At 62.9% G+C, this 3,116-nt stretch carries 3 protein-coding genes; all 3 read left to right on the forward strand.

What is annotated here, in order from left to right; translation table 11 throughout:
- The first annotated feature begins 82 nt into the window (after nucleotides 1-82).
- Nucleotides 83-346: a transposase family protein gene (locus Ari01nite_RS51625; protein ID WP_369076801.1), complete on the forward strand. Its 264-nt coding sequence runs from the start codon at nucleotides 83-85 to the stop codon at nucleotides 344-346.
- 168 nt (nucleotides 347-514) lie between these two features.
- A complete protein-coding gene (locus tag Ari01nite_RS51630) occupies nucleotides 515-721 on the forward strand; it encodes a helix-turn-helix domain-containing protein (RefSeq protein WP_203791659.1) in 207 nt (68 codons plus the stop codon).
- A gap of 106 nt (nucleotides 722-827) precedes the next feature.
- Nucleotides 828-1,922 carry a tyrosine-type recombinase/integrase gene (locus Ari01nite_RS49270; RefSeq protein ID WP_203791660.1) on the forward strand — a complete coding sequence of 365 codons (1,095 nt, stop codon included), beginning with the start codon at nucleotides 828-830 and terminating at the stop codon, nucleotides 1,920-1,922.
- The last annotated feature ends 1,194 nt before the right edge of the window (nucleotides 1,923-3,116 follow it).

Consider the following 3,116-nt stretch of genomic DNA (forward strand, 5'->3'; position numbering starts at 1 on the left):
AGGAGTTCAGCGTGATCCTGCGTTGCCGGCCACGCGACGCCGCGGACCGTCATGGAGCCAGGTCGTGAGGGTCCTCGCGCGGATGCAGGTGCTGCCGGTGGCTTGCCCACTGTGTGATCAGCCGACACAGCGGGCGCACGCCTATCACCGCCGGCAGATCGCCGCCCTGCCGGTGGCCGGTCGTGGCGTCGTGGTCAATGCGCTGGTCCGGCGACTTCGGTGCTTTGACCGCACGGTGCCCCCACGATCGTCGTGCAGGCCGAGCCGGTGCGGCGGTGCTGCACGTCTCGGTGTCCGATCTCGCGCTGCACTGTGCTGCCTCCGACGCGCACCGTTGCCGTCCTAGGAACCTAGCCCTACAGGCTTCGGGCTCCGATCACTCGTACGAGTGGCGCATCGTCAACGGGGCAACGACCAGGCTGCATCCTCGCGTCGAACCTGCGCGATCCAACCCGAGGAAGAAAGGACATGTCGTTGACAGCGAAGGACACCAAACCCAAGAAACGACGAGATCTTGACTGTCGAAGAGGTGGCAGAAATTCTCAAGGTGTCAGTCGGCACCATCAGAAAATGGCGATTTGAGAGGACCGAAAGGCTTCCGCGTTGGCAAGTATCTACGTTTCCGGCGGTCGTCAGTCGAGCAGTTTATTGCGGAGCGCGAAGCGGAACAGTTCTATTAGGAAATCAAGAGGAACGACGTAAAAAGCGACACACGGTTTAGGAACAGTTTGTTCTTGTTGCTCTGACTTGCTGCGACGTACTGTCTGACGCCTGGCGTGCCAGATACGTGCCAAACGCATTAAGCAATGACGAGGAGCGATGAGCAAATGGCCAACACACGACGAGGCTGGGGCGCGGTCCGCAAGTTGCCGAGCGGCCGGTTCCAGGCGCGATATCCGGATCCTGACACGGGCAAGCTGGTGCCAGGGCCGGTCACCTTTGCTGATCGCAAGAGTGCAGATCGGTGGTTGTCCCGCAAGAGAACGGAAATCGACGACGGCACCGCCACTAACGAAAAGGCGGCAATGCGGCCGCTGAGCAGTTGGTGGCCCGGCTACGAGAACTCCATTCAACATCTTAAGCTGGGAACCAAGGTGGGCTACGTCCGGGAGTGGCGGCTGCGAGTGGCGCCGACATTCGGCGCGATGCCGGTTCGTCGCATCAATGGCAACCGGATCGACGACTGGGTCGCCGACATGATCGCGGCGGGTGTCAGCGTGTCGAGAGTTGTCGAGGCACTGGGCGTGTTGAAACGGGTCCTCGACCGCGCCGTCCGCGACCACGCGATCGCCCGCAATCCTGCCACGGACCGGTCCATCAAGCTGAAAATGCCGCCTCGCCTTGAGCGGCCAGTCTTGACGCCGGCCGAGGTGGAGAAGCTGACCTGCGGCATGAGACTGCCGCGTGATCGCGCACTCGTCCGCCTACTTGCGTACGGAGGACTGCGGATCGGCGAGGCGTTAGCCCTCCGTTGGTCGGACATAAATTTCAAAGGTAGGACGGTGACGATACGTCTCAGCGTCGAAGACACCACGGGAAAGCTGGTCGTCGGGCCGACGAAGAGCTACGCCGTTCGTACGGTGGATCTGCCGGATGCGGTCATCGAGGAGATCCAAGGGCTGCGAAAAACGGCCTTGCTGATCTTCCCCAGCCGGTTGGGTCGGCACCTTCGATACCGGAACTGGCGGCGCGATCAATGGGATAAAGCGGTTGTTCGTTCCGGTGTCGAGGCCCTCCCACATGATCTGCGAGGAACGTGTGCGTCCCTTTTGATCGACGCTGGAGCGAGCGTCAAGGATGTTCAGAAGCACCTCGGCCACGAGGACGAACTCACGACGCTGCGCCTCTACGTCCGAGTTCGTCCGGGCCGCTCGGCCGACCTCGTCGAGCGACTCAACAAACTTATCGCCGAAGCCGCCTGAATCTGCCCGCTAGTAGACGCCGATAGCCTGACAAAAAGCCTGTCATCCGAACACTTCTAACGCACAAATGGATACGACGCAGAGGGCGCTCGATCTCGACGAGCCTCTGTGCCGTAGCGCTGAGAGAACGAAGTAGGCGCGATCGCTGGTGCCTCCGGCGGCTCGCCGCTCCGTGCCCACCAGGCCAGTGAACGAGGAGATGAGATGTTGGACGCGCATGCAGGCGAACCTCGTCGCACGGTGACGACTCGACTCGCCACGTCGTCGACCGCCCGGGCCACCGGGGCGACCGACAAATCCGCTTCGCCCCGGGCGAGTCAGCCGTCAGGGCAGAACACCGCATGCCTTAGCTGCCGCACTGCTGACCAGTTGCAGTCGGTCCCGGTGATTTATCGCGAGGACCGGCAGGTCGTCAACCTTCGCGGTCAGATTCATGGGACTTTTGCGTTTCCGGTTGCCGTTCGGGCTCGCGGTGTCCGGCGGAGTGCTCTCGCCGCGTCGTTGGCGCCGCCCCGCGGTTTCGGCCGGCGTGCTCTGCCGGTGGTGAAACTCGGGTTCGCGGCGCTGTTGGGACTTACGGCGCTCGAGGTCGGTCTGTCGCACAGCGTGGGGCCGGCGACAGGGCCGTGGGTGTTCGGGACCGCGTTTGTGGCCGCGGGCGGCGCAGCTGTCTGGCGGCTTCGACGGCGCGAGCGAGGTCACCGTGGCCGGCAGGCTCAGCGTGCACTGTGGTTGTGGCGGCGGTGCTGGTACTGCAGGCGGTGTGGGCGGGTCTCGCTGTTGTCGCCTGCGGTATCGACGACCCTGTCCGCTGCCGAGCTAGCGGATTCTCTGCTGGCGTTGACGGACCGTCTTCAATGGCGCCCTGTCGCTGCTACGACAAGGGACGGGTGAGCCGAGCGAACGGCAGCGGCTGCGGAGACCTGCGTGTCTTCATGCCGTCATCTTGACCAGCTTGTGCGTGTAACGGCCGTAGTACGTGCCGGTCGTTCTGTTGGTGTGGCGCGCGGTAGTGTGCCCGGCCGGTACTGGTATGACGTCCTGTCGTGCCCTGCAATTGCCGGATGAGTGCTGCATCACTCGTTTATGCCTCAGTTCAGGGCCTGATCCGTGGCGGTTATGGCACCTGCGCGGTTTAATTGTTTCGATAGAGTCGTAGAGAAACCATTTGGGAGTGAAGTAGTGGCTAAGTGA

The organism is Paractinoplanes rishiriensis (genome assembly GCF_016862375.1).
In the GTDB taxonomy this organism is placed as follows: domain Bacteria; phylum Actinomycetota; class Actinomycetes; order Mycobacteriales; family Micromonosporaceae; genus Actinoplanes; species Actinoplanes rishiriensis.

What these genes read in the sequence shown, in the direction of transcription:
- Ari01nite_RS49270 (WP_203791660.1), top strand. Translation starts at nt 828, where the DNA reads ATGGCCAACACACGACGAGGCTGGGGCGCGGTCCGCAAGTTGCCGAGC.
- Ari01nite_RS51625 (WP_369076801.1), top strand. Translation starts at nt 83, where the DNA reads ATGCAGGTGCTGCCGGTGGCTTGCCCACTGTGTGATCAGCCGACACAG.